We start from the raw sequence: 25773 nt of genomic DNA, 5'->3' as shown, positions 1-25773 counted from the left end.
GTTGACCATGCGTGTCGCCCTGTACCAATGCCCGCCCTTGCCCCTGGATGTGGCGGGCAACCTCAAGCGCCTGCACAAACTGGCGCATGAGGCGTCCGGCGCTGATGTGCTGGTGCTGCCGGAGATGTTCCTGACCGGTTACAACATCGGCGCCGAGGCCGTGGGCGCACTGGCCGAAGCGCAGAATGGCCCATCAGCCCATGCGATTGCCGAACTGGCACGCAGCGCGAAGCTGGCGATTCTGTACGGCTACCCGGAGCGAGCCGAGGATGGGCAAATCTACAACGCCGTGCAATTGATCGACGCCAATGGGCAGCGCCTGTGCAACTACCGCAAGACGCACTTGTTTGGCGACCTGGATCATTCGATGTTCAGCGCCGGCGAGGATGATTTCCCGCTGGTGGAACTCAACGGCTGGACGCTCGGATTCCTCATCTGCTACGACCTGGAGTTCCCGGAAAACACCCGGCGCCTGGCCCTGGCCGGTGCCGAACTGATCCTGGTGCCCACGGCCAATATGGTGCCGTTCGACTTTGTTGCCGACGTCACCGTGCGGGCACGGGCCTTTGAGAACCAGTGCTACGTGGCCTACGCCAACTATTGCGGGCACGAAGGCGAGATCCATTACTGCGGACAAAGCAGCATCGCCGCGCCCAATGGCCAGCGCATCGCCCAGGCCGGCCTGGATGAAGCCTTGATTGTCGGCACGCTGGAACACCAATCGATCCTCGACGCCCGCGCCGCCAATCACTACCTGCAAGACCGTCGCCCCGAGCTCTATGGCACTCTGTACAAGCCCTGACCTGATGGGTTTGCTAGCATAGGCGCTTCCTACGTTTCGGAAGTGCCCATGCCTGCGCCGGTCCATCCTCACCACTCTCATCTGACCCTGGCCAATGGTTTGCGGGTTTCCCTGCGTCATGCCCCGCGCCTGAAGCGCTGCGCCGCGGCCTTAAGAGTGGCTGCCGGCAGCCATGACGTCCCGTTGGCGTGGCCAGGCCTGGCGCATTTCCTGGAACACTTGCTGTTTCTGGGCACGGTGCGGTTCACGGGTGACGAAGGCCTGATGAGCTACGTGCAGCGCCACGGCGGCCAGGTCAACGCCAGCACGCGCGAGCGCACCACGGACTTTTTCTTTGAGCTGCCGGTATCGACCTTCGACGATGGGCTGGAGCGGCTGGCGGACATGCTGACTCACCCGCGCCTGATGCTGGAAGACCAACGGCGCGAGCGCGAGGTGCTGCACGCGGAGTTCGTCGCCTGGTCCGAGGATGCCAACGCACAGCAACAAGTGGCACTGCTGCAAGGCGTCGCCGCCAATCATCCACTGCGGGGTTTTCATGCCGGCAATCGCGATAGCCTGCCGCTGGAAAGCGAGGCATTCCAGCAGGCGTTGCGGGCATTTCACGCGCACTTCTATCGAAGCGGGCAGATGACGTTGAGCCTTGCCGGCCCACAATCCTTGGCGCAACTGGAAGCCTTGGCGCAGCGGTTCAGTGACGCACTGACATCGGGGCCCCTGCATCCGCAGGACGCCCCACCCGCCTTGATGGCCGGCCTGGCGCGCGGTTATCAACACACTGCTGGCAATCACCTGCATCAGGTCATCACCTGCGCAGCACCCCGCGAAGCGCTGGATTTCCTGTGCCTCTGGCTTAATACCTCGGCGCCGGGCGGTCTGCTTGCCGAAGTGAAAACGCGACAACTGGCCACCGCGCTGCATGCCAGCGTGGTTTATCACTTCAGCGGGCAAGCGCTGCTGGATATCGACTTTACCCTGGGCACCCAACGCGGCTCCGCACCACAGATCGAGACACTGCTGCACGACTGGCTGAGCTTTTTCGCCCACAGCGACTGGACACCCTTGCGCGAAGAGTTCGCCTTGCTGAACGCGCGCCAACAACAGACCCTGAGCGCACTCGCCTTGGCGCGACATGACAGCGACGGCCTGGAGCCACAACTGTCGGAACACAGCGCCACCGCCCTCAAGGCCATGCTCGACGCCCTGCAACTGGCGCCCTCCCGGCACACCTGGCAGCTCCCGCCGAACAACCCGTTCCTGCGCCCGCCTGCCAGGGACGAACGCGCCGGTTTGATCCGTGGCCAGACCAGCGCCCATCGAGGCTTGCGCACCTTCGCCCAGGACCGCTCACGGGGACGCAGGGAAGTGTCGGCTCTGACCTTCAGCCAGGCCCTGGCGAATGACAGCGGCGAAGGCGCTTTATACCTGCACTGGCGCTTTGATTCTCCCGTGCCAGCAGGGCTGGAAAGCACATTGCAGCCCTTGCGCACGAATGCCCGCCAGGCCGGGGTCGAATTGTCTTTCGAAACGACCGGCAACGATTGGCTGCTGAAAATGGTCGGCCTGCATGAGCCCATGCCGGCCGTGCTGGAAGCGTTGGCACATCGCCTGCACCAGCCGTTGGAGGCGCCCTGCGCCCAGCCCACTATGATCGCGATTCGAGCATTGCTCAGCGCCCTGCCGGCGTGCTGCGCCGGCAGCCCGCCCAAGGCCGGTGAGCCATCGGCGTCGTGGGCCAACGCGCGTTGGCACGGGCTGGGCTGCGGTTTGCCCGCCGCGTATGAAGCGGCGATCAAAACCGCTGCCGCTCGCTTGCCCGGGCAGCCCGTTAACAGCGAGCACGTCCCCCCAAGCCTCAGCGGTCAACAGCTGTGGCATGAGGTAAAGACCGATTCCAACGACGCCGCCTTGCTGCTGTTTTGCCCGACACCCACATATTCCCTGACGGATGAAGCGTCATGGCGACTGCTCGGGCACTTGCTCCAGGGCCCGTTCTATCAACGTCTGCGCGTTGAATTGCAGCTGGGCTACGCCGTATTCAGCAGTGTCCGACAAATCAACGGGCAAACCGGCCTGTTGTTGGGGGTGCAGTCCCCCAGTGTTTCCCTTGAAGCGATCGTTGATCACCTCCAGGCGTTTCTTGCCCAACTGCCGGCATTGATCGACAGCAACGACGACCTGGGCCAGCAACCCTTGGCGCAACAATTCACAGCACAGGCGCTGCCCATCGCCCAAGCCGCCGAACTGTTGTGGCACGCGCGCCTGGCAGGCCATCCGTCGGATTACCTCTCACAGTTGCAACAAGCAATCCTGACCCGCACCCGCGAAGACCTGCAGTACGCCGCCCAACAATTGCAGCTCGCCGCGGGCGGCTGGCGCTGCGTCGCCAATGGTCCGCGCATCAATGCTGCCTGGCAGACGGTGCAGTGATCATTGCCGCCCCTGCAATAGGCTTTTTCCACCAAGACAGCGCTAACTTGAAAAGAATTCGGTAACATTCCCACGCACACATCTGAACATCTCCGACTGGAGGTGGACTATATGTATTACTTGGTAGTAAACGTCCCATCCCTTCGTAGGAGTAAGAATATGACCTGGTCCAAACCTGCTTACACTGATCTGCGCATCGGTTTCGAAGTGACCATGTACTTCGCCAGCCGCTGATTGGCTGGGTAAGATTACGCCTCGGCTCGTCCGGGGCGTTTTTGTTTTCAGCTTTGCTTGATGGAGCGGCCATGTTTGTCCAGATTCTAGGTTCCGCCGCCGGCGGCGGCTTCCCGCAGTGGAACTGCAACTGCGTGAACTGCGCAGGCTTTCGTGACGGCAGCCTGCGGGCGCAGGCGCGCACCCAGTCGTCCATCGCGATTTCCGACGATGGCGTCAATTGGGTGCTGTGCAATGCTTCGCCGGATATTCGCGCGCAACTCCAGGGCTTCGCGCCCATGCAGCCCGGTCGCGCACTGCGCGATACCGGCATCAGCGCAATCATCCTGATGGACAGCCAGATCGACCACACCACCGGCCTGTTGAGCCTGCGCGAAGGCTGCCCGCACCAGGTGTGGTGCACCGACATGGTCCATGAAGACCTGAGCAGCGGCTTCCCTCTGTTCACCATGCTCACCCACTGGAACGGCGGCCTGGCCTGGAACCGTATCGAGCTGGACGCCAGCTTCACCATCCCCGCCTGCCCCAACCTGCGCTTCACCCCGCTGCCGTTGCGCAGCGCCGCGCCACCCTATTCGCCGCACCGCTTCGACCCGCACCCCGGCGACAACATCGGCCTGATCGTCGAAGACCTGCGCACTGGCGGCAAACTGTTCTACGCCCCAGGCCTGGGTAAAGTCGATGCGCCGCTGCTGGAGATCATGGCCGGCAGTGATTGCCTGCTGGTGGATGGCACGATGTGGGACGACGATGAGATGCAGCGCCGTGGCGTCGGCACCCGCACCGGTCGCGAGATGGGCCACCTGGCACAGAACGGCCCCGGTGGCATGCTCGAAGTGCTGGAACAATTGCCGAAGCAGCGCAAAGTGCTTATCCATATCAACAATACCAACCCGATCCTCGATGAAGACTCCCCCGAACGAGCGGAACTGGTGCGGCGCAATGTCGAAGTGGCTTACGACGGCATGAGCATTGAATTGTAGGAGCTGACGACATGACTGACACACCGTTGACACCCGTCGAATTCGAGCACGCCCTGCGGGCCAAGGGCGCCTTCTACCATATCCATCACCCATACCACGTGGCAATGTATGAAGGCCGCGCCACCCGCGAGCAGATCCAGGGCTGGGTCGCCAACCGTTTCTACTACCAGGTGAATATCCCGCTGAAAGACGCCGCGATCCTGGCCAACTGCCCGGACCGCGAGATCCGCCGCGAATGGATCCAGCGCCTGCTCGACCACGATGGCGCCCCCGGTGAAGATGGCGGTATCGAAGCCTGGCTGCGTTTGGGCCAGGCTGTCGGCCTCGACCCGGACCAACTGCGCTCCCAGGAACTGGTGCTGCCCGGCGTGCGCTTTGCGGTGGACGCCTACGTCAACTTTGCGCGCCGCGCCAGCTGGCAGGAAGCCGCCAGCAGCTCGCTGACCGAGCTGTTCGCACCGCAGATCCACCAATCACGCCTCGACAGCTGGCCACAGCATTACCCATGGATCGACCCCACCGGCTACGAGTATTTCCGCACCCGCCTGGGCCAGGCCCGACGCGACGTGGAACACGGGCTGGCGATCACCCTGCAGCACTACACCACCCGTGAAGGCCAGGAGCGCATGCTGGAAATTCTCCAGTTCAAACTGGACATCCTGTGGAGCATGCTGGATGCCATGAGCATGGCCTACGAACTGAATCGCCCGCCGTATCACAGCGTGACCGAGCAGCGGGTCTGGCATAAAGGGATCGCCCTATGAGCTTTGATCGCAGCAAAAAACCGACCTGGCGCCAGGGCTACCGCTACCAGTACGAACCCGCGCAAAAAGGCCATGTGTTGCTCTACCCCGAAGGCATGATCAAGCTCAACGACAGCGCCGCGCTGATTGGTGGGTTGATCGACGGTGAGCGCGACGTGGCGGCGATCATCACTGAGCTGGATAAACAATTCCCCGGTGTGCCTGAGCTGGGTGATGACATCGAGCAATTCATGGAGGTCGCCCGTGCCGAGCACTGGATCACCCTTGCCTGAAAAACCGGCGATCGGCCTGCCGCTGTGGCTGCTCGCCGAGCTGACCTACCGCTGCCCGTTGCAATGCCCGTATTGCTCCAACCCGCTGGACTTTGCCGAGCAAGGCAAGGAGCTGAGCACCGAGCAGTGGATCAAGGTGTTTCGCGAGGCTCGTGAGATGGGCGCCGCGCAATTGGGGTTTTCCGGCGGTGAGCCGCTGGTGCGCCAGGACCTGGCCGAGTTGATCGCTGAGGCGCGCAAGCTGGGCTTCTACACCAACCTGATCACCTCGGGCATCGGCCTGACCGAGCAGAAGATCAGCGACTTCAAGAAAGCCGGCCTGGACCATATCCAGATCAGCTTCCAGGCCAGCGACGAACAGGTAAACAACCTGCTGGCCGGTTCGAAAAAAGCCTTCGCGCAAAAGCTGGAAATGGCCCGTGCAGTGAAGGCGCACGGCTACCCGATGGTGCTGAACTTCGTCACCCACCGGCACAATATCGACAAGATCGACCGCATCATCGAGCTGTGCATCGCGCTGGAGGCGGACTTTGTCGAACTCGCCACCTGCCAGTTCTACGGCTGGGCGCAGCTCAATCGTGTGGGCCTGTTGCCGACCCAGGAGCAACTGGTGCGCGCCGAACGTATCACCAACGAATACCGCGCCAAGCTCGAAGCCGAAGGCCACCCGTGCAAGCTGATCTTCGTCACCCCGGATTACTACGAGGAACGCCCAAAAGCCTGCATGAACGGCTGGGGCAGTATCTTTCTGACGGTAACACCCGACGGCACCGCCCTGCCCTGCCATGGCGCCCGACAGATGCCGGTGCAGTTTCCCAATGTGCGCGACCACAGCATGCAGCACATCTGGTACGACTCCTTCGGCTTCAACCGCTTTCGCGGCTATGACTGGATGCCCGAGCCGTGCCGTTCATGCGATGAAAAGGAAAAGGACTTCGGCGGCTGCCGCTGCCAGGCTTTCATGCTCACGGGGGATGCGAGCAATGCCGACCCGGTGTGCAGCAAGTCCGAGCAACACGGCATCATCCTTCAGGCACGGGAAGAAGCCGAACACGCCACCCAGACCATCGAGCAACTGGCCTTTCGCAATGAGCGCAACTCACGGCTCATCGCAAAAGGCTGACGACCTCAGCGCTTGGCGATGATGTACACGGCGTGGATGATGCCCGGGAAGTAACCGCACAAGGTCAGCAGGATGTTCAGCCAGAACGCGCCGGCAAAACCCACTTGCAGGAACACACCCAGTGGCGGCAGCAGAATGGCGATGATGATACGAATGAAATCCATGGGTCAGCTCCAAAAAGTCGGCTCGTGTGAGCCGTGTAGCTAATCGACCTTGGGGGTTCGTGAGGGTTCAGTGGGATCTGGCACCGGGCCATACCGAAGTGCACAGTCAAAAAAACGCCCCCAGCCGAAAAAATCAGGCTGGAGGCGACGCGTAGACCGCGAGACGGTTCAGGAATAGGGGGTTAAACGGCGATGCCCTTGCGGCATTGCAACTGCGCGGTGCGCACGCGGGAGAAAGCGCGGGCCAGGCGCAGGAGCATTTCGTCGATATTGCTCTTGCTCACCGTCAGCGCCGGCGTGAAGCGCAGGCAGTCGGGCTGCGGGGCGGTCAGGATCAAGCCTTCATGAAGTGCAGCTTTTACTACGGCGTCCGCAGAGTCATCCGACAGCGTCAGCCCCCACATCAGGCCGTGACCGCGCAGTTCGCCGTGATCGTAGCGATAAGCCAGGCGGGCCAGGCCTTCACCCAGGTAAGCACCCGACTCGCGCACATGTTCAAAGAAGCCGTTCTCCAACACAGTATCGAGGACCGCGACACCGGCCGACGCCATCAGCGCGTTGCCATGATGGGTGCCTTCCAGCTCCCCCACTTCAAAGCAACAGGCTTTGCCCCGCGCCAACAGCGCCGCCAACGGTACGCCGCCGCCCAGGCCTTTGCCGAGGGTAACGATGTCGGCCCGCACGCCGTACTGCTCTTGCGCGAGCAAGGTGCCGCAACGGCCGATGCCGGTTTGCACTTCGTCGAGGATCAGCAGAATCCCCAGCTCACGACACAGGCGCTCAACGCCTTTAAGGTAGTGATCGGTCGCCGGGATGACCCCGGCTTCACTCTGGATCGGCTCCAGCATGATGGCGACGGTGTGTGCATCGACCGCGGCGTGCAAGGCCGGCAGGTCGTTGAACGGCACATGGCTGAAACCCGGCAACTGCGGCTCAAAGCGGTTTTCCTGGGTGCTCGCCGAGGCCGACATCGCCGCAAAGCTGCGACCATGACAACCGTTGCTGGCACTGATGATTCGATACGCGCCACCGCGATACAACTGCCCCCATTTGCGCGCCAGCTTGATCGCCGCTTCGCAGGCTTCCGCGCCACTGTTGAGCAGATACGCCTGGTCGCTGCCGGTGCGATGACACAAGCGCTCGACCAGAGTGAGTTGGGCGCGATTGTGCAGGGCATTGCCGGGATTGATCAGGGATTGGGTCTGATCAGCCAGGGCTTTGATCAGGACCTGTGGGCTGTGGCCGAGGCTATTGGCGGCACTGCCCTGGCTGAAATCCAGGTAGGCACGGTCATCGCTGTCCCACAGCCAGGATGCCTGGCCACGTACAAAGACTTGTGGGGGGCGTGCCACGGTTGGCATCAGGCATTCGCCGGGGAGATCTTCATGGGGCGCGTCCAGGATCAGGTCATCCAGGCTCGCCGCGGGGCGACGCAAATTGAACAGGTTCACACTTTACCTCCCATGGCAACCACGCCTTGGTCGGTCCCACCGGCAAAACCCCACGAGAGGTTTTTTGCCTTGCCTATGCAAATACCATCAACATAAACGCTATTCATTGCCCGATCTGGCCCTGTAAGCCTTGTGGATAGGCGCTAGACTAGGCGTCTCGGCGGCTAACGGCCATTTCGATTTTCCAGCTTTTTCGATAAGAAAGACTTATGGATTTCAAGCAACTGCGTTATTTCGTCGCGGTATATGAAGAAGGCCACGTGGGCCGTGCCGCTGAACGCCTGTCGATCTCCCAACCGGCGCTGTCACAGCAGATTCGCCAACTGGAGCAGAACCTGGATGTCAGCCTGTTCGAGCGCAGCAGCAAGCGCCTGTTACCGACACTCGCCGCCCATACCTTGTACAACCACGCCCTGCCGTTGATCGACGGTATGCAGCAAGCCGTCGAAGCCTTGCGCAACTTCAAGGGCCAGGCACTGCGCACCTTGGCCATCGGCGTCCTGCAAACCGTGCACACCAGCCTGGTGCCGCAGATGCTGGAGCGGGTGCGCAAGGCCCAACCCCACCTGGTGGTGCAGATCTACGAATTGACCGGGATTGAGATTGAACGGCGGCTGCTCAACGGCTCGCTGGACATCGGCATCAGTTACCTGCCGCCACGCCAGCCGGGCCTGCACGGTGTGCTGTTGTATGAAGATGAACTGAAAGTGGTGATCCCCGAGGATCACCCCCTGCGCGAATTCAAGAAGGTCTCGCTGAAACAGGCGGCCGAATTACCGATGTTGCTGCTGGGAGAAGAGTTTCAGGTTCGACAGATCTGGCAGGGCCAGTTGGCTAACCTCGGGCGGCGCCCGCAAGTGCAAGCGGAGCTCAATACCATGGTGGGGATTCTCGACAGCCTGCCCCATACCAAACTGGCGACCGTCTTGCCGGGCCGTTCCCAGGATGAACACAACAGCCAGTCGCTGCTGTGGAAGCCCTTGAGTGAACCCAGGGTGCCGCTGAAAGTGGGCCTGGTGTGCCGCGATGTGCAGCGTCAGCAGGCCACGATGGCGTTGCTGCGCACCTTGCTTGAAGACGTGATGAATGCCCCGCTGGCCCAGCCCTGAACTCAGCGCCCCTGACTTTTTCGCGGGCAAAAGAAAACCCCGCCGAAGCGGGGCTTTGCAGACTGTTTCCCTGACATCCATTTCACTCCGCCATCCTGGCAGAATCCTACGTGTCCGTGTTGTTGCTTTGCGCTTCCTGCGCGACGTCCATGTGAAGTAGATTATCCGTGGATCCAATTTGGCGATAGAGGACGAATAGCGGCACGTCATGTAAGAGAATGCTTACACGCCCTCAACCCCCTTAGAACAACGCTTCATCCAGCAAAAACAGCGATTCGCTACCGGCTTTTACAGACGCACTCAGTGAGTGAATCCGCGGCAACAGACGGGCAAAGTAGAACCGTGCAGTGCCCAGCTTGCTGGCGTAGAAGTCTTCCTGCGCCTCTTTGCCCAACGCGGCCTTGGCCATCAATGCCCACATATAGGCATAGGCCATGTATCCAAATGCATGCAGGTATTCCACCGAGGCCGCGCCGATTTCATTCGGGTTGGTCTTGGCGCGGTCCAGCACCCAGGCGGTCAGGTCGTCCAGGTTATCCACCGCCGCGTTCAGCGGCTTGGTGAACTCGGCCAACTCAGGGCCTGCGGTGGCGGTGAACTGGCGAATCTCATCGGCGAACAAGGTGTAGAACGCACCGCCGCTGCCGACGATCTTGCGCCCCATCAAGTCCAACGCCTGAATACCGTTGGTGCCTTCGTAGATCTGGGTGATACGCACATCGCGCACCAGTTGCTCCTGGCCCCATTCACGAATGTAGCCGTGGCCGCCAAACACTTGCTGGCCGAGCACGGCGGTTTCCAGGCCCAGGTCGGTGAGGAAGGCCTTGGCGACGGGGGTCAACAGCGCCACCAGGTTGTCGGCACGCTCGCAGGTGGCAGCGTCTTCACTGAACTTGGCGATGTCCAACTGCGTCGCCACGTAAGTGGAGAACGCACGGCCGCCTTCGTTCGAGGCTTTCATGGTCAGCAGCATACGGCGCACGTCGGGGTGCACGATGATCGGATCAGCCACCTTGTCCTTGGCCTGCGCCCCCAGGGGCGAACGGCTCTGCAAGCGGTCACGCGCATATTCGATCGCGTTCTGGTACGAGCGCTCGCCGGACGCCAGGCCCTGGATACCCACCCCCAGGCGCTCGTAGTTCATCATGGTGAACATCGCTGCCAACCCACGGTTAGGCTCGCCCACCAGGTAGCCGACCGCTTCGTCGAAGTTCATCACGCAGGTCGCCGACGCCTGGATACCCATCTTGTGTTCAATGGAACCGCAGCTCACCGGGTTACGCGCACCCAGGCTGCCGTCGGCGTTCACCATGAACTTCGGCACCAGGAACAGCGAAATGCCCTTGGGACCGGCCGGCGCATCCGGCAACTTGGCCAGCACCAGGTGGATGATGTTTTCCGTCAGGTCGTGTTCACCACCGGTGATAAAGATCTTGGTACCGCTGACTTTGTAGGACCCGTCCGCTTGAGGCTCGGCCTTGGTCCGGATAATGCCCAGGTCGGTGCCGGCATGGGCCTCGGTCAGGCACATGGAACCGGCCCACTTGCCGGAGTACATATTCGGCAGGTAGGTGGCCTTGAGCGCTTCGCTGGCATGGGTGTTGATCGATACACAGGCGCCCGAGGTCAACATCGGGTACAGGCCGAACGCCAGGCTCGACGAGTTGATCATCTCTTCGACCTGGGCCGACACGGCCTTGGGCATGCCCATGCCACCGAAGATCGGGTCACCGCCGACACCGACCCAGCCACCTTCCGCGTAGGTTTTGTACGCCTGGGGGAAACCCTCCGGCGTGGTGACGACCGTGTCCGCCCAGTGGCAACCCTGTTCATCGCCACCACGGCTGAGCGGGGCGATGGATTTGGCGGTGACTTTGCCGGCCTCTTCAAGGATCGCCTCAACGGTTTCGGCATCTACGGTGTCTGCCAATGCCGGCAATTGGGCCCAAGTTTTGGCGACCTCAAAAACTTCGTTGAGGACGAAGCGCATATCACGCAGCGGCGCTTTGTAATCAGCCATGGCAAACCTCGTGAGAACGTGAAAAGTGATTCGATAGGATCGGTTTTACAGGCTCCGAGTGTACCCGAACAACTTTTCAGACACATAGGGTCCACTTGTGACTGATTGGTATTTTTAAGTCATCGCAACGCAAATGCCTCCGCAGACAGACTCATCAGGCAGTCACTGCCGGCTTCCACGGCCGCCCGATGGGTCGCAGTACGTGGCAGCAAGCGCTTGAAATAGAAGTCGCAGGTGGCCAGCTTGGCTGTGGCGAAGTCGCTGTCGCCCTGTTCCAGCGCTGCAATCGCCATACGCAGCCACAGGTAGGCAAGGATGACGTAACCGCTGTACATCAGGTAATCCACCGCAGCGGCGCCCACTTCGTCAGGGTTTTTCATCGCGGCCATCCCGACCTGGGTGGTCAGCTCGCCCCATTCCTGGTTCAGTTGATTGAGCTGCAGCACATAGCCTTTGAGCTGCGCATGCTCGGCATTCGCCGCGCAAAACTTATGCACAATCCTGGTAAAGCCGCGCAGCAGCTTGCCCTGGCTGCCCAACACCTTGCGCCCCAGCAGGTCGAGGGCCTGGATGCCGTTGGTGCCTTCATAGATCGGTGCAATCCGCGCATCGCGTGCCAGTTGCTCCATGCCCCACTCACGAATGTAGCCATGGCCGCCGAATACCTGCATGCCGTGGTTGGTCACCTCCAGCCCGGTATCGGTCATAAAGGCTTTGCAGATCGGCGTCAGGAACGCCAGCAGGTCTTCAGCCTCCTGGCGCTGGCCGGCGTCGCGGCTCAGGTGCGCGGTGTCGAGCAGTTGCGCGGTGAAATAGGTCAGCGCCCGGTTGCCCTCGTTGAACGCTTTCATGGTCAGCAACATACGGCGTACATCGGGGTGCACGATGATCGGGTCGGCGGCTTTTTCCGGCGCCTTGGCGCCGGTAAGCGAGCGCATTTGCAGGCGGTCGTTGGCGTACTTGATCGCGCCCTGGAAGCTCGCCTCGCCGTTACACAGGCCCTGCATGCCGGTGCCCAGGCGTGCATGGTTCATCATGGTGAACATGCAGTTGAGGCCCTTGTTCGCCTCGCCAATCAAAAAGCCCCGGGCGCCGTCAAAGTTCAGCACGCAGGTGGCCGAGCCCTTGATGCCCATCTTGTGCTCGATGGAGCCGCAATGCACGGCGTTGCGTTCACCGGAATCGGCATGAAACTTGGGCACGATAAAGAGGGAGATGCCCTTGGTGCCCGCTGGCGCATCCGGCAGCTTGGCCAGCACCAGGTGGATGATATTGGCGCTCATGTCGTGTTCACCGGCCGAGATGAAAATCTTGCTGCCGGTGACGGCGTAGCTGCCATCCGCCTGGGGCACGGCACGGGTCTTGATCAGGCCCAGGTCGGTACCGCAGTGGGCTTCGGTCAGGCACATGGTGCCGGTCCATTGGCCGGCGGTGAGTTTGCTCAGGTAGGTGGCTTTCTGTTCCTCGGTGCCATGGGCGTGGATCGCCGACATCGCGCCGTGGGTCAGCCCCGGGTACATACCCCAGGAGGTGTTACTGGAGCCGATCATTTCGCTCAGCACCAGGCCCAGGGATTGCGGCAAGCCTTGGCCTCCGTAGGCGGGGTCTGCCGCCACGCCGTGCCAGCCACCTTCCACGTACTGGGCGAAGGCTTCCTTGAAACCTTTGGGCGTGGTCACCACGCCATTATCGAAATGGCAGCCTTCTTCATCGCCACTGCGATTGAGCGGTGCCAGCACGTTCTCGCAAAATTTCGCACCTTCTTCGAGGATCGCACTGACCATGTCCGGGCTGGCGTCCGTCGCGCCCAGCGCGGCGTAGTGGCCGTGGAAGTCGAACACGTGGTCGATCAGAAAGCGCATGTCGCGCAGGGGAGCTTTGTACTCAGGCATGGCAATGTCTCCGGCAGCAGATGATTTCAACCTACTGCCGGCCAGCGCCCCGGACAATCACTGTAGAGCCGCTGAATACACCACCATCACTCAACCGGCAGCGCTCTCCATGCGCACAGCGCCGCGGCGGGTTTGCCCGGCCGCGACCACGCAATTACGCCCGGCGCCCTTGGCGGCGTAGAGCGCCTGGTCGGCGGACTTGAGCACCTCTTCGGGCGTGCGCTGCTCAGCCTGGCGCTCGGCCACGCCGATGCTGACGGTCACCGAGACACTTGAGGCGCCACTCCCCGCCCGGCGTTGACGGCCCTGCTGATCGTCCTGGGGCCGGTCTGAGTGGCGCAACTTGATGTCGTAGTCGGCGATGATCTCGCGAATTTCCTCCAGGTGCGGCATGCACTCGTCCAGGGTCTTGCCGGCAAATACCACGGCGAACTCTTCACCGCCGTAACGGTAGGCACGCCCACCCCCATTGACCTTGGACAGTTTGCTCGCCACCAGGCGCAGCACTTGGTCCCCCACATCGTGGCCATGGGTGTCGTTGAAACGCTTGAAGTGGTCGACGTCGCTCATGGCCAGCACATAGTTGCGCCCCAGCCGCTGCATGCGCTCGTTGAGGGCACGACGCCCCGGCAGGCCGGTCAGCTCGTCACGGAAGGCCATTTGATAGGCCTCGTGGGCGACACCGGCAGCGATCATCAGCATCACTTGGCTGCACATGATGTTCAGGGTAAACGGCAGGATAAATGTCTGCGGCAGCATCCAGAACATCCCCAGCAGCCCGACCATCTGCGCCGCATGCAGCGGCCGCGGCTGGTACCAGTACTGCGCCGCCAGGGTCAGGAAACCAATCAGGAACATCGGGTACGACAGCTGGATCAGGCTCATCCAGGTGCCATGCAACGCCGGCCAGCGAATTTCGGCCAACCAGTTGAGCAGCGCCTGGGGATAACTTTGCTCAAGAGCCAGGGCCACGCTGCCTACCGCCAGCAACACAGCACCACGTGCGACAAAGTCGCGGAACAGGTGGGTCTTTTCTTGCCACAGGGCATAGACGCTGAACAACACGGGCAACAGCAGGCAACACAGGTGGAACACCACCGCCGCGTCTTCGCGAACCCGGCCATTGTCTCGGTAGAAATCGGTCTGGGTGTCGAGCAGGAAGTAGACGATGTACACCGTGATCATCAGGAACAGTTCACGCTGGCGCCGATAGACCGCGCAATACGATCCGCCGAGCAACAGCACCAGGGTCGGCAACACGTTGAACAGCGAAGTGAAGAAGACGTTGAGGTCCTTGACGTACGCAGCCGAGAGCCCGGCCAGCAATAGCAGCAACGAAGGAAAGAAATGACTGAAACGTACTGCGGACACGCGTGACAAGGGTAAAACTCCGACCCGCAAAAAAGATGGCACAGTGCCTTCACGCGAACAGTTAAGCACAACCTGCCCGACATGTATCACATTGCCATCACTGTAACGGCAGCTCGACGCAATCCCTGAGCGCAACGCTGCGTTTTTTATCGTCGAAAAAAAACCGCCGCTCCCGAAGGAAGCGGCGGCCCTGAAGTGAACCCGGTAAGGCTTAGTAAGCCAGGCCGAAGTCCTCTTCTTTCATGTCCATCAGGTTGTTGGCGCCCGACAGCATGGTGGCTACGTGGGTGCGGGTGCGCGGCAGGATGCGTTGGAAGTAGAAGCGCGCGGTCTGCAGCTTGGCGGTGTAGAACGCTGCCTCGCTGGTACCGGCAGCCAGTTTCTCGGCGGCCAGGCGGGCCATGTCGGCCCAGAAGTACGCCAGGCACGCGTAACCGGAGTACATCAGGTAGTCCACCGAAGCAGCACCGACCTCTTCACGGTCTTTCATCGCCGCCATGCCGACCTTCATGGTCAACTCGCCCCACTCTTTGTTCAGCGCAGCCAGTGGCGTTACGAATTCCTTGACGGCTTCGTTGCCTTCGTTGGCCTGGCAGAACTTGTGGACGATCTTGGTGAAGCCTTTAAGTGCTTCGCCCTGGGTCATCAGCACTTTACGGCCGAGCAGGTCCAGCGCCTGGATACCGGTGGTGCCTTCGTACAGCATCGAAATGCGGCTGTCGCGAACGTTCTGCTCCATGCCCCACTCGGCGATAAAGCCGTGGCCGCCGTAGATTTGCACACCGTGGTTAGCCGATTCAAAACCGACTTCAGTCATGAACGCCTTGGCGATCGGGGTCATGAACGCCAGCAGGCCATCGGCCTGTTTCTTGGCTTCGTCGTCGGTGCCGTACTTGACGATGTCCACTTGCTTGGCGGTGAAGTACACCATCGCACGGTTGCCTTCAGCGAAGGCTTTCATGGTCAGCAGCATGCGGCGCACGTCAGGGTGCACGATGATGGGGTCGGCCGCCTTGTCCGGCGCTTTCGGGCCTGTCAGGGAACGCATTTGCAGGCGATCACGAGCGTATTTCAGGCCGCCCTGGAAACCGATCTCGGCGTGGGCCAGGCCTTGCAGCGCGGTGCCCAGGCGAGCGGTGTTCATAAAGGTGAACATGCAGTTCAGGCCTTTGTTCGCCGGGCCGATCAGGAAACCGGTGGCCGCGTCGAAGTTCATCACGCAGGTGGCGTTACCGTGGATGCCCATCTTGTGTTCCAGGGAACCACAGGTCACGGCGTTGCGTGCACCGATCGAGCCATCGGCATTGGGCAGGAACTTGGGCACGATAAACAGCGAGATGCCTTTGGTGCCCGCCGGTGCATCCGGCAGGCGGGCCAGTACGATGTGGACGATGTTATCGGCCATGTCGTGCTCACCGGCCGAGATGAAGATCTTGGTGCCGGAGACTTTGTAGGAACCGTCGGCCTGAGGTTCGGCCTTGGTACGCAGCATGCCTAGGTCGGTACCACAGTGAGGCTCGGTCAGGCACATGGTGCCGGTCCATTCGCCCGACACCAGTTTGGTCAGGTAGGCGTCTTGTTGCTCGGGGGTGCCGTGCTCGGAAATGGTGTTCATCGCACCATGGGACAGGCCGGGGTACATGCCCCACGACCAGTTGGCTTCACCGACCATTTCGCTGACAGCCAGGCCCAGGGATTCCGGCAGGCCTTGGCCACCATGCGCCACGTCGTGGGCCAGGCTTGGCCAGCCGCCTTCGACGAACTGTTTGTAGGCTTCTTTGAAACCAGCAGGGGTCTTAACGCCTGACTCGCTCCAGGTGCACCCTTCGATGTCACCCACGCGGTTCAACGGTGCCAGCACTTGCTCACAGAACTTGGCGCCTTCTTCGAGAATGGCGTCAACCATGTCCGGGGTAGCGTCCTGGCAAGCCGGCAGGCTCTGATAGTGCGCTTCATAACCAAGCAGTTCGTCACGAACGAAGCGAATATCACGCAAGGGGGCCTTGTAGTCAGGCATAGCGATAAACCTCTGCTGATGTATCTGGAATGAACAACCGCGTGGATTTGTTATGGCGGTCAAACAGGTGTTTGAAACATACGTTTACGACCTGGGGTTGTCAAGCGTCCACCCGACACCGTTTGTCCTGATGCAGGTTATGGGCAGACACGGCCACGCCTGCGGCGGGATGCCACATCAGAAGGATATGCAGAAAATTCAGAGGGAAGGCATGTGGCAATGCGGGGCTTGTTGTGGCGAGCGGGCTTGCCCCGCGTTGGGCTGCGCAGCAGCCCCAATAAATCTGAATGCGGTGTATCAGGTATTACCAGGGTGGTTGGTTTTGGGGCCGCTTCGCAGCCCAACGCGGGGCAAGCCCGCTCGACACAACAAGCCCGCTCGCCACGAGGGCCCGCGCGTAGAGGGGGTCAGGGATTAAGCGAAGGTATCGATCAACGTGCCGAGCATTTCGTCCGAAGCCTTGGCGACTTTCGCGCCGAGCTCCACTTGAAACTTGCCTTGCGCCATTTCCACCATGTTGCTCGCCGAATTGGACGGCTGGGCGCGGGCGTTGGCACGTAGAAGGTCTACCTGCGCATCCGAGGGCTGGGTTGTCGCGGCGCTGGCAATCTTGCCGGCGGCCTGGTCGACACGGCTTTGCCCGGCCTGAATGGTGCTCAAGCCTGAATAAAACGCACTGCTGCCAGAGATTTCCATGGCGTGGCCCTGCTAAGAGAATCGTGAAGTTGAATTGAAGCAGAGATCCTGTCAAAAGGCCCGTCAAAAACGCTAATGGCATAATGCCTTATCGATAGCCAAAATCAGTCAAGCAGGTCCAGTTGCAGGTGCTCGGCCACCGCCTCAGCACTGGCGTGCTTGAGTTTCGGCACCCGGCCCAGGCAAGGAGCGGGCAAGCGCTCGGCCAGGGTGGCGAGGTTTTCTTCCAGACGAGAGGTCTTGGGGTCGATGATATTCGCCACCCAGCCCGCCAGGGGCAAACCGTCCCTTGCGATAGCTTCGGCAGTCAACAACGCATGGCTGATGCACCCCAGGCGCACGCCCACCACCAGGATCACCGGCAACTTGAGCGCCATGGCCAAGTCCGACAGGTTGTCCTGATCGGCCAATGGCACGCGCCAGCCGCCCGCGCCTTCGATCAAGGTGAAATCCGCTTGCCGTGCCAGGACCTGCTGCATGGGTTTGAGCAGCGACTGCACCGTCAGCGCCACACCCGCCTCTCGCGCGGCCAAATGGGGGGCAATGGCCGGTTCGAACGCCACCGGGTTGACCTCGGCATACGTCAGCGGTAACGAACACTCAGCGAGCAGCGCCAGGGCGTCGGCGTTGCGCAGGCCCTTGGGCGTGACCTGGCAACCGGAGGCGACCGGTTTGCCGGCGGCGGTGCTTTTGCCAGCCTGGCGCGCCGCGCGCAGCAGGCCGGCAGCGACGGTGGTCTTGCCGACATCGGTGTCGGTACCGGTGATGAAATAAGCGGCGCTCATAAAGGTTTCTCCAGTACGGCGTACACCACTTGGTAAGTCGCCGGCAGGCCCTGGGCCCGACGGAACCGCTCATAAGCGTTCACCAGTGCAACAATCCGCGCACGCCCCGTCAACCCTCCCGGTCGCCCAGGGTTGAGATTGTGCGCCCCCAGCGCCTTCAATTCATGGGTCAGGCTGCGCACATCCGGGTAGTGCAGCACATGGGGTTGACGCTCCAGGCTGATCACACGCAAGCCACTGGCCGCGCACAACTGCTGGTAAGCCTCGAAGGTCCGGAAGCGATTGACGTGCACCAGGCCATCCGCTGCCCGCCAGCTTTCGCGCAACTCATCCAGGGTGCCCACGCACAAGCTTGCGAACGCCAGCACGCCACCGGGCTGCAGCACTCGATACGCCTCGTTGAGCACCGCCGCGAAGTCCGCACACCATTGCACCGCCAGGCTGGAGAAGATCAGCCCGCAACCGCCATCCCGCAATGGCAGGCGCTCGGCATCGCCGGCGATGAAATGCTCGGCGCCCCCCAGAGGCCGTGCATGGTTGAGCATGCCTTCGGCAATATCCAGCGCCACGCCGTGGCTGGCGGGCCACATGCCGCCCAGCACCCGGCTGAAATACCCCGTGCCACAGCCCATATCCAGCCAGCGTTGCGGCGCCCCGGCAGACGGTAAGCGGGCCAGCAGTTCATGCCCCACCGCCCGTTGTAACTCGGCGACACTGTCGTAACTGGCCGCCGCACGGGAAAACGAGGCCGCTACCTGACGCTTGTCCGGCAAGGCGCCTGGCAGGGGAGGATGGGATAAATCAGTCATCAACGCACTCATGCAAAAAAGCCTGGATAGCCCCCGCCACGCCGTGGGGGTCTTCCAGAAGAAAAGCGTGACCGGCCTGTTCAATCAGGCCGATTTCCACATCGGGGAGCAACGCCAGCAGATCACTGGCGGCTTCGGCCGGCACCAGCCCGTCCAGGCCGGCAAACAGGTGCAACTGGGGGCCGCGAAACGCTTGCAGGGCGGCGCGGGTATCGAGTTGGGCCAGCAACTCAAGGCCTGGCATCAACACGCTGGCGGGTGAATTCGGCGCACCGCTGACCAGTAATCGCGAAAGCCCGCGTGGGTCCTCGGCACCCTTGGCGCACAACAGGCCAAAACGCTTGAGCGTGACTTGGGAATCGGCGTGGCAGCCCGCCAAAAAAGCATCGAAGGTCTCGCCGGGCATCGCATTCGGCCAGCCATCGTGGGCGACGAAACACGGGTTGCTCGCCAGGGTCAGCAGGCCGCAACAGCGCTCGCCACGCCTTGCAGCCAGCTCGGAAGCGAGCATACCGCCCAGCGACCAACCGCCCAGCCAGGCGTTGTCCGGCAGCGTGGCGTCGAGTTCGTCGAGCCACTCTTCCAGGTCGCAGGAATCCAACGCCGGCAACGGCTCGATCTGCACCTGCAAGTGTTCGTCCAGCCCACGCAGGGCGGCGGCCAACGGCTCCAGCGGTGAAACGCCGAGGCCCCAGCCGGGCAACAGAATCAGTCGATCACGCATGGTCGGGCTCCGTGGCACCCAGCAAGCGGAAACACGCCTCCAACGCATTTAACAATAGCTGCACCTGCGTCTCGCTGTGGGCGGCCGTCAATGTCACACGCAACCGCGCGCTGCCGGCAGGCACGGTGGGTGGGCGGATCGCAGTGACCATCAGGCCACGCTCGCGCAGCATCTGCGACAGGCGCACGGCCTTGGCACTGTCGCCGATCAGGATCGGCTGGATCGGTGTAAAGCTGTCCATCAAGTCCAGCCCGAGCTGCTCGGCGCCCTGGCGGAACTGGCGGATCAGGCGATTAAGGTGCTCGCGTCGCCAATGCTCGGTGCGCAACAGCTCCAGGCTTTTGAGGGTGGCGCAAGCCAGCGCCGGTGGCTGGCTGGTGGTGTAGATATACGGCCGGGCAAACTGGATCAGGCTTTCGATCAACTCCTCGCTGCCCGCCACAAACGCCCCGGCGGTGCCGAACGCTTTGCCCAGGGTACCGACCAGCACCGGCACGTCGTCCTGGCTCAAGCCGAAATGCTCGACGATCCCGCCACCGTTGGCACCCAACGGGCCAAAGCCATGGGCGTCATCCACCATCAACCAGGCGCCCTTGGCTCGCGCTTCACGGGCCAGCGCTGGCAGGTCGGCCAGGTCGCCATCCATGCTGAACACGCCGTCGGTGACCACCAGGGTGTTGCCGCTGGCTTTCTCCAGGCGCTTGGCCAGGCTGGCGGCGTCGTTGTGCAGGTAGCGATTGAAGCGCGCGCCGGACAGCAGGCCGGCGTCCAGCAACGAAGCATGGTTGAGGCGGTCTTCCAGCACGGTATCGCCCTGCCCCACCAGCGCGGTGACTGCACCGAGGTTGGCCATGTAGCCGGTGGTAAACAGCAATGCCCGCGGGCGACCGGTGAGGTCGGCCAGGGCTTCTTCCAGCTCATGGTGCGGCGTGGCATGGCCCACCACCAAGTGCGAAGCGCCGCCGCCCACGCCCCAACGGGACGCCCCGGCGCGCCAGGCCTCGATCACTTGCGGGTGATTGGCAAGGCCCAGGTAATCGTTATTGCAGAACGCCAGGAGGGGTTGGCCGTCGACCACCACTTCCGGGCCTTGAGGGCTCTGGAGCAGCGGGCGTTGCCGGTAAAGGTGTTCGGCACGGCGGGCAGCGAGGCGCGCGGAGAGATCAAAAGACATGCAGGCCTCGGACTGGCAGGTTCAACTCGATCAGAACAGGTGGGAGGGAGCATGCCCTCGATAGCAATTCGTCAGTTGAAACCTAGGTCGACTGACACGCCGCAATCGGGGGCAAGCCCCCTCCCACCGTTGTTCTGTATTTCAATCAAACAACGGCGTTATAGAACTGCTCGCTGCTCTTGTGCTCCACCAGCGCCTGTTCAATCGCCGCCTGATGCACTTCATCGGCATGCTCTTCGCGGGCTTCAGGCTGGATGCCCAGGCGCGCGAACAGTTGCATGTCCTTGTCAGCCTGCGGGTTGGCGGTGGTCAGCAGCTTGTCGCCGTAGAAAATCGAGTTGGCGCCGGCAAAGAAGGCCAGGGCCTGCATCTGCTCATTCATCGCTTCACGGCCGGCCGAAAGGCGCACATGGGATTGCGGCATCAGGATGCGCGCTACCGCCAGCATGCGGATGAAATCGAACGGGTCGATGTCCTCGGCGTTTTCCAGCGGCGTGCCGGCGACTTTTACCAGCATGTTGATCGGCACCGACTCCGGGTGCTCGGGCAGGTTGGCCAGCTGGATCAGCAGGTTGGCGCGGTCGTCGAGGGACTCGCCCATGCCGAGGATGCCGCCGGAGCAGATCTTCATTCCCGAGTCCCGCACGTAGGCCAGGGTTTGCAAGCGCTCGGCGTAGGTGCGGGTGGTGATGATCGAACCGTAGAACTCCGGCGAGGTGTCGAGGTTGTGGTTGTAGTAGTCCAGGCCGGCCTGGGCCAGCGCTTGGGTCTGGTCCTGGTCGAGGCGGCCGAGGGTCATGCAGGTTTCCAGGCCCATGGCCTTCACGCCCTTGACCATCTCCAGCACGTAGGGCATGTCTTTGGCCGACGGGTGTTTCCACGCAGCGCCCATGCAGAAGCGCGTCGAGCCGATGGCTTTGGCGCGGGCAGCCTCTTCGAGGACCTTCTGCACTTCCAGCAGCTTTTCTTTTTCGAGACCCGTGTTGTAGTGGCCCGACTGCGGACAATATTTGCAATCTTCCGGGCAGGCACCGGTCTTGATCGACAGCAACGTCGACACCTGCACACGGTTGGCATCGAAATGCGCGCGGTGCACGCTCTGCGCCTGGAACAACAGGTCATTGAACGGCTGCACGAACAGGGCTTTGACTTCGGCTAAGGACCAATCGTGACGCAGGGTTGCAGTGGTGCTGGCGCTCATGGGCGATTCCTTGATTATGCTTGGGCTTTCGCTGTGGGAAGGGCAATACCCACAGGCACGACACGGATGCTCGGCATATTTAAGGAAGAATCATGCACTGTCAACCGAGATACAAACACCAGGTTTACATCTGGTTAAAAAACACACAAACCTGTTTAATCTGCGATGAGGCGACCGAAAGCGCCGATTGCGTATGCAACGTCTGCGAAACCGAGCTGCCGTGGCTGATGGAACAGTGCGAAGTGTGCGCCCTGCCCTTGCCGATGGAGGGTCTGGTCTGCGGCCAATGCCAAAAATACCCGCCGGCCTTTAAACAGGTGGTCGCCCCCTGGTCCTACAGTTTCCCGGTCGACACCCTCATCAGCCGCTTCAAGCACCAGGCTCGCTGGCCGCTCGGGCATCTGCTGGGGCGTTTGCTTGCGCGCTACCTGCAACATCGCTTCGAGCAGACCGACCTCAGCCGCCCGGACTGCCTGCTGCCCGTGCCCCTGGCCCGCAAGCGCCTGCGCGAACGTGGCTATAACCAGGCACTGATGCTGGCTCGCTGGCTCAGCGCCGAGCTGGACCTCGAATACGATGAGCACCTGTTGTTACGTCCCCATGAAACCGTGGCGCAACAAACCCTCGACGCCAAGGCTCGCAGGCGCAACCTGCTCAGCGCCTTTGCCCTGGCACCCGGCGCCCAGGTGCAGGGCCGCCACCTGGCGCTGGTGGACGATGTGCTCACCACCGGCGCCACCGCCCACAGCCTGGCGCAACTGTTGATGGAGGCCGGCGCGCGGCAGGTCGATGTGTACTGCCTGGCCCGCACGCCCAAACCAGGCGCCTGACTTGACTCCCGGGCGCCAGGGCGGCAACGTCCCCTGCATCTCATCGAAGCGTATTCCCATGTCCCTGCCCACTTCCCTCAGCCAACACATCATCCGCCGCCCCCAGCGCATCGCCTTGCTGGGCCACATTGCCGAGCAGGGCTCCATCACCCGCGCCGCCAAAAGCGCCGGCCTGAGTTACAAGGCCGCCTGGGACGCGATCGATGAACTAAACAACCTGGCGCAAAAGCCGCTGGTGGAACGCAGTGTCGGCGGCAAGGGCGGCGGCGGCGCCAAGCTGACAGCCGAAGGTGAGCGTGTACTGCGCCTCTACCAACGCCTGCAAGTGTTGCAGGCCGAGGTCTTGGGGTCGGCCGAAGCCGCCAGCGATTTCAACCTGCTGGGCCGCTTGATGCTGCGCACCAGCGCCCGCAACCAATTGCACGGCCAGGTCATCGGCATCGACAGCCATGGCCGTAATGACCTGATCCACCTGCAACTGGCCGGCGGCCTGAGTTTGCATGCGCAGATCACTCACGACAGCACGCAACGACTGGAGCTGGAGAACGGCGTGGAAGTGGTCGCGCTGATCAAGGCCGGCTGGCTCGAATTGCTCGCCGCCGGGGCGCCAGCAACACCCGGACACAATTATATGAGCGGTACCGTCGACGCGATTCTCGCCGCCGAGGACGGCCCCAGCGAAGTGCGCATCGCCCTGCCCAGCGGCCAGGTTTTATGCGCCCTGGCGCAGCCTGACGCCCTTAAGGCGCTGGGCACTGCCGTAGGCAAAACCGTCCAAGTGCAATTCGCACCGAGCAATGTACTGCTGGGGACGCCGGTCTAGGCGCGCGTCCTGCTGCGCCCACCTTCAAACTGCAACAATTTCGTCACGCCCGCTCCTTATGGTGTCTGCAAAAACCGCAGGGAGCCTGACATGAGCCTATTAGAAGAAAACCAAGCCACCGACCTCGAACAGATGGTTGGCCTGACCCGCCGTCGCTTTATCGGCGCCGGAGCCCTGTGCGGTGCCGCGATGTTCCTCGGCGGCAACCTGCTGACCCGCAGCGCACTCGCCGTCAACGCCGCCTCCGCCAGCCCGTTGTTGGGCTTTGCCAGTATCGCCGCCGCCACCAGCGACGCCATCAGCCTGCCACCCGGCTATACCGCCTCGGTGCTGATCAGCTGGGGCCAGCCGCTGCACAAGAACGCGCCGGCCTTCGACCCGTCCGGCAACGGCACGGCCAAGGCCCAGGAGCAGCAGTTCGGTGACAACAACGACGGCATGAGCCTGTTCGCCTTCCCCGGCGATGACAACCGCGCGCTGTTGGCGATCAACAATGAATACACCAACTACCGCTACCTCTTCGCCCACGGCGGCGCGCCGCAATCGGCCGAAGACGTGCACAAGGCCCAGGCCAGCGAAGGTGTGTCAGTGATCGAAGTGCGGCGCCAGGGCGACACCTGGCAGTTCGTCCAGGACTCGCGTTACAACCGGCGTATCCACGGCAATTCGCCGATCCGCCTGAGCGGCCCCGCCGCTGGCCACGAATGGTTGAAAACCAGCGCCGACAAGTCCGGCAAAAAAGTCCTCGGCACTTTCCAGAACTGCGCCAACGGCAAGACCCCATGGGGCACTTACCTGACGTGCGAAGAAAACTTCACCGACTGCTTTGGCAGCAGCAACCCCCAGCAAGCGTTCGATGCCGGGCAGAAACGCTATGGCGTGGTGGCCGCCAGCAAGGAGATCAACTGGCACTTGCACGACCCGCGCTTCGACATGGCCAAGAACCCCAATGAACTCAACCGTCACGGCTGGGTCGTGGAAATCGATCCGTTCGACCCGCAATCCACCCCGGCCAAACGCACCGCCCTGGGCCGTTTCAAACACGAGAACGCCGCCTTGGCGCAAACCCGCGACGGCCGCGCCGTGGTGTACATGGGCGACGACGAGCGCGGCGAATTTATCTACAAGTTCGTCAGCCGCGACAAGATCAACCACAAGAACCCCAAGGCCAACAAAGACCTGCTCGACCACGGCACCTTGTACGTGGCCATCTTCGATGCGGGCGATGGCAACGCCGATCATCCCAAGGGCAAAGGGCAATGGGTCGAGCTGACCCATGGCAAAAACGGCATCGACGCCAGCACCGGTTTTGCCAGCCAGGCCGAAGTACTGATCCACGCACGCCTGGCCGCCAGCGTGGTGAAAGCCACGCGCATGGACCGCCCGGAATGGATCGTGGTCAGCCCCACTGACGGCCAGGTTTATTGCACCCTGACCAACAACGCCAAGCGGGGCGAAGACGGCCAGCCAGTGGGCGGCCCTAACCCGCGCGAGAAAAACGTCTACGGCCAGATCCTGCGTTGGAAGGCCAACGCCGATGACCACGGTGCCCCGGACTTTACCTGGGACCTGTTTGTGGTGGCCGGCAACCCAGGCGTACACGCCGGCACACCCAAGGGCGGCTCGTCCAATATCAACCCGCAAAACATGTTCAACAGTCCCGATGGCCTGGGTTTCGACAAGGCCGGGCGCCTGTGGATTCTCACCGACGGCGACTACAGCAACAGCGGCGACTTCGCCGGCATGGGCAACAACCAGATGCTCTGCGCCGACCCGAGCACCGGAGAAATTCGCCGCTTCATGGTGGGGCCGGTGGCCTGTGAAGTGACGGGGATCAGCTTTTCGCCGGATCAGAAGACCCTGTTTGTGGGGATTCAGCATCCAGGTGAAACCGGCGGTTCGACTTGGCCGGAGCACCTGCCCAATGGCAAGCCGCGATCGTCGGTGATGGCGATTCGGCGGGAAGACGGCGGGATTGTCGGCGCCTGACGGGCCGCTATCGGGGGCAAGCCCCCTCCCACATTGGTCCGCGTTCCTACAGGTTAAACGCGGTCAACTGTGGGAGGGGGCTTGCCCCGATAGCAATCGCACAGTCACCC

23 protein-coding genes are annotated in these 25773 nt (G+C 62.1%); 11 read left to right on the top strand and 12 right to left on the bottom strand.

What is annotated here, in order from left to right:
- The first annotated feature begins 7 nt into the window (after positions 1-7).
- The 7 genes from QU606_RS03025 (at position 8) to pqqE (ending at position 6608) form a co-directional block, all read left to right on the top strand.
- A complete protein-coding gene (locus QU606_RS03025; protein ID WP_024077737.1) occupies positions 8-802 on the top strand; it encodes a carbon-nitrogen hydrolase family protein in 795 nt (264 codons plus the stop codon).
- 48 nt (positions 803-850) lie between these two features.
- Positions 851-3232: a pyrroloquinoline quinone biosynthesis protein PqqF gene (pqqF, locus tag QU606_RS03020; RefSeq protein ID WP_304998104.1), complete on the top strand. Its 2382-nt coding sequence runs from the start codon at positions 851-853 to the stop codon at positions 3230-3232.
- Positions 3233-3391: 159 nt separating this feature from the next.
- Positions 3392-3466: a pyrroloquinoline quinone precursor peptide PqqA gene (pqqA, locus tag QU606_RS03015; RefSeq protein ID WP_003194766.1), complete on the top strand. Its 75-nt coding sequence runs from the start codon at positions 3392-3394 to the stop codon at positions 3464-3466.
- A 71-nt stretch (positions 3467-3537) separates the two neighbouring features.
- Positions 3538-4449, top strand: coding sequence for a pyrroloquinoline quinone biosynthesis protein PqqB (pqqB, locus tag QU606_RS03010; protein WP_024077739.1), 912 nt, complete (start codon positions 3538-3540; stop codon positions 4447-4449).
- Between the two features lie 11 nt (positions 4450-4460).
- Positions 4461-5213: a pyrroloquinoline-quinone synthase PqqC gene (pqqC, locus tag QU606_RS03005; protein WP_024077740.1), complete on the top strand. Its 753-nt coding sequence runs from the start codon at positions 4461-4463 to the stop codon at positions 5211-5213.
- On the top strand, positions 5210-5485 hold the full coding sequence (gene pqqD, locus QU606_RS03000; RefSeq protein ID WP_024077741.1) for a pyrroloquinoline quinone biosynthesis peptide chaperone PqqD: 276 nt from the start codon (positions 5210-5212) through the stop codon (positions 5483-5485). Before pqqC ends, pqqD begins: the two co-directional genes overlap by 4 nt.
- Positions 5478-6608 carry a pyrroloquinoline quinone biosynthesis protein PqqE gene (pqqE, locus tag QU606_RS02995; RefSeq protein WP_258538722.1) on the top strand — a complete coding sequence of 377 codons (1131 nt, stop codon included), beginning with the start codon at positions 5478-5480 and terminating at the stop codon, positions 6606-6608. The genes pqqD and pqqE overlap by 8 nt, the downstream gene beginning before the upstream one ends.
- Positions 6609-6613: 5 nt before the next feature.
- Here pqqE and QU606_RS02990 read toward each other — a convergent pair whose 3' ends face one another.
- Together QU606_RS02990 and QU606_RS02985 are read right to left on the bottom strand one after the other, a co-directional pair.
- Positions 6614-6772 carry a YqaE/Pmp3 family membrane protein gene (locus tag QU606_RS02990; RefSeq protein WP_024077743.1) on the bottom strand — a complete coding sequence of 53 codons (159 nt, stop codon included), beginning with the start codon at positions 6770-6772 and terminating at the stop codon, positions 6614-6616.
- A 182-nt stretch (positions 6773-6954) separates the two neighbouring features.
- On the bottom strand, positions 6955-8223 hold the full coding sequence (locus QU606_RS02985) for an aspartate aminotransferase family protein (protein WP_069077144.1): 1269 nt from the start codon (positions 8221-8223) through the stop codon (positions 6955-6957).
- A gap of 209 nt (positions 8224-8432) precedes the next feature.
- Between QU606_RS02985 and QU606_RS02980 the strand changes: the two genes are divergently transcribed.
- Positions 8433-9332 carry a LysR family transcriptional regulator gene (locus tag QU606_RS02980; protein WP_024077745.1) on the top strand — a complete coding sequence of 300 codons (900 nt, stop codon included), beginning with the start codon at positions 8433-8435 and terminating at the stop codon, positions 9330-9332.
- A 241-nt stretch (positions 9333-9573) separates the two neighbouring features.
- Here the strand turns inward: QU606_RS02980 and QU606_RS02975 are convergent, their stop codons facing one another.
- The 10 genes from QU606_RS02975 to bioB form a co-directional block, all read right to left on the bottom strand.
- Positions 9574-11352: an acyl-CoA dehydrogenase C-terminal domain-containing protein gene (locus tag QU606_RS02975; protein WP_168232761.1), complete on the bottom strand. Its 1779-nt coding sequence runs from the start codon at positions 11350-11352 to the stop codon at positions 9574-9576.
- Between the two features lie 119 nt (positions 11353-11471).
- Positions 11472-13244, bottom strand: coding sequence for an acyl-CoA dehydrogenase C-terminal domain-containing protein (locus QU606_RS02970; RefSeq protein WP_168232762.1), 1773 nt, complete (start codon positions 13242-13244; stop codon positions 11472-11474).
- A gap of 90 nt (positions 13245-13334) precedes the next feature.
- A complete protein-coding gene (locus QU606_RS02965; protein WP_041161035.1) occupies positions 13335-14624 on the bottom strand; it encodes a diguanylate cyclase in 1290 nt (429 codons plus the stop codon).
- Between the two features lie 202 nt (positions 14625-14826).
- The gene (locus tag QU606_RS02960) at positions 14827-16632 is read right to left on the bottom strand and encodes a phenylacyl-CoA dehydrogenase (RefSeq protein ID WP_024077749.1); all 1806 of its coding nucleotides are present in this window, start codon (positions 16630-16632) and stop codon (positions 14827-14829) included.
- Positions 16633-17046: 414 nt separating this feature from the next.
- Entirely contained in the window at positions 17047-17328 is a 282-nt protein-coding gene (locus tag QU606_RS02955) for a hypothetical protein (RefSeq protein WP_024077750.1), read from the bottom strand.
- A gap of 104 nt (positions 17329-17432) precedes the next feature.
- Positions 17433-18113: a dethiobiotin synthase gene (bioD, locus tag QU606_RS02950; RefSeq protein ID WP_024077751.1), complete on the bottom strand. Its 681-nt coding sequence runs from the start codon at positions 18111-18113 to the stop codon at positions 17433-17435.
- Complete coding sequence (gene bioC, locus QU606_RS02945; protein WP_024077752.1) at positions 18110-18922, bottom strand: malonyl-ACP O-methyltransferase BioC; 813 nt, start codon at positions 18920-18922, stop codon at positions 18110-18112. The genes bioD and bioC overlap by 4 nt, the downstream gene beginning before the upstream one ends.
- Positions 18915-19646 carry an alpha/beta fold hydrolase gene (locus QU606_RS02940; protein WP_024077753.1) on the bottom strand — a complete coding sequence of 244 codons (732 nt, stop codon included), beginning with the start codon at positions 19644-19646 and terminating at the stop codon, positions 18915-18917. Before QU606_RS02940 ends, bioC begins: the two co-directional genes overlap by 8 nt.
- Positions 19639-20820 (bottom strand): 8-amino-7-oxononanoate synthase, encoded by a 1182-nt coding sequence (gene bioF, locus QU606_RS02935; protein WP_304998103.1) that lies wholly within the window; start codon positions 20818-20820, stop codon positions 19639-19641. Before bioF ends, QU606_RS02940 begins: the two co-directional genes overlap by 8 nt.
- Before the next feature lie 145 nt (positions 20821-20965).
- The gene (gene bioB, locus QU606_RS02930; protein ID WP_168232764.1) at positions 20966-22021 is read right to left on the bottom strand and encodes a biotin synthase BioB; all 1056 of its coding nucleotides are present in this window, start codon (positions 22019-22021) and stop codon (positions 20966-20968) included.
- Between the two features lie 92 nt (positions 22022-22113).
- Here bioB and QU606_RS02925 point away from each other — a divergent pair, with 92 nt between their 5' ends.
- From QU606_RS02925 to QU606_RS02915, 3 genes are all read left to right on the top strand, one after another.
- Positions 22114-22851, top strand: a complete 738-nt coding sequence (locus QU606_RS02925) for a ComF family protein (RefSeq protein WP_304998102.1) — start codon at positions 22114-22116, stop codon at positions 22849-22851.
- A gap of 58 nt (positions 22852-22909) precedes the next feature.
- Positions 22910-23674, top strand: a complete 765-nt coding sequence (locus QU606_RS02920) for a TOBE domain-containing protein (protein WP_069077136.1) — start codon at positions 22910-22912, stop codon at positions 23672-23674.
- Between the two features lie 90 nt (positions 23675-23764).
- Positions 23765-25663, top strand: a complete 1899-nt coding sequence (locus QU606_RS02915) for a PhoX family phosphatase (protein WP_102623887.1) — start codon at positions 23765-23767, stop codon at positions 25661-25663.
- Positions 25664-25773 lie beyond the last annotated feature (110 nt).

Origin of the sequence: Pseudomonas sp. OVF7 (assembly GCF_030644265.1) — a bacterium.
GTDB lineage: Bacteria > Pseudomonadota > Gammaproteobacteria > Pseudomonadales > Pseudomonadaceae > Aquipseudomonas > Aquipseudomonas gorinensis.
This window is presented reverse-complemented; position numbering and strand designations above follow the sequence as displayed.